The organism is Mesorhizobium sp. BAC0120, from assembly GCF_033542235.1.
Classification (GTDB): Bacteria; Pseudomonadota; Alphaproteobacteria; order Rhizobiales; family Rhizobiaceae; genus JAWRCU01.
The window spans coordinates 1-1,342 of the sequence record NZ_JAWRCU010000047.1 but is presented as its reverse complement, the minus strand read 5'-3'; the positions used below and the strand labels follow the sequence as shown (position 1 = coordinate 1,342).

1 protein-coding gene is annotated in these 1,342 nt (G+C 63.8%); it reads left to right on the top strand.

All coding sequences use genetic code 11. The features are described from left to right. The first annotated feature begins 97 nt into the window (after positions 1–97). A complete protein-coding gene (locus SAZ10_RS33505; RefSeq protein WP_318613886.1) occupies positions 98–1,294 on the top strand; it encodes an IS256 family transposase in 1,197 nt (398 codons plus the stop codon). Positions 1,295–1,342: the final 48 nt, after the last annotated feature.

Below are 1,342 nucleotides of genomic sequence, written 5' to 3'. Positions count from 1 at the left end.
GGTAGTGTGCTGAGAGTTCTGCAAATTCGCTGAGAGAGGGCGGTCATGGCAGGCTGGTGATGTTCACGTCACCTGATTCCCTGCAAGGAACGCCACCATGACCAAGACAGAAGGTAAGTCCGCCAGCGCCGCCGTCAAAGACATTCTGCTGTCGAGTCCGGACGGACTGCGCGAGGTGATCCGCGCCGTCCTGCAGGAAGTGCTCGAGGCTGAGATGGATGAGGCGCTCGGTGCTTCCAAAGGCGGACGCACGCCGGAGCGGCTGGGCTACCGCTCGGGCCATTACGGCCGCACGCTGATCACCCGGGTCGGCAAGCTGGAACTGCGCGTTCCGCAGGATCGGCAAGGGCACTTCTCGACCGAGCTGTTCGAACGTTACCAGCGCTCCGAGCGCGCGCTGGTGACGACCCTGGCGGAGATGTACGTGCAGGGCGTGTCGACCAGGAAGGTCAAGGCGATCACCGAGGAGCTGTGCGGCCATTCCTTCTCGGCCTCGGCGATCTCAGCCATCAACAAGCGATTGGACGAGAGCCTGAAGGCGTTTGCCGAGCGCCCGCTTCATGAGCCGTTCCCCTATCTCATCCTCGACGCTCGCTACGAGAAGGTGCGCGAGGCCGGCGTGGTGATGAGCCAGGCGGTGCTGATCGCGGTCGGCATCGACTGGGACGGCCGGCGCCAGATCCTGGCCGTCGACATGGCCGGCCGCGAGAGCCGCTCGGCCTGGAAAGACTTCCTCGTCGCGCTCAAGGGCCGCGGGCTCAAGGGCGTTGAACTGGTCGTCTCCGATGACCATGCCGGCCTCGTTGCCGCGATCGGCGAGGTCGTCCCGGAGGCGGCCTGGCAGCGCTGCTACGTGCACTTCCTCAGGAATGCGCTCGATCACCTGCCGCGCAAGCATGGCGACGATTGCCTGCAGGAGCTCAGATGGCTCTATGATCGCCGCGATCTTGCCGAGGCCAAGGTCGACCTCGCCGCCTGGCTGGCCAAATGGTCGGGTCGCTATCCTCGCCTCACCGCCTGGGTCGAGGAGAACATCGAGCAGACACTCACCTTCTTCCGCCTGCCACGCCAGCACCACAAGCACTTGAAGAGCACCAACATGCTGGAGCGGCTCAACGAGGAGATCAGGCGGCGTACCTATGTCGTGCGCATCTTTCCAAATACCGAGAGCTGTCTTCGCCTGGTCAGGGCCCTCGCCGTCGAAACCCACGAGAACTGGATGGAGGCCAACCGCTACATCAACATGGACGACCTGCGCGAGCACAAGAAGCTCGCCCTACGCCAAGCCGCATGACCAGCTCCAACGGCCGCCCCAATTTGCTGAACTTGACGCACAGAACCA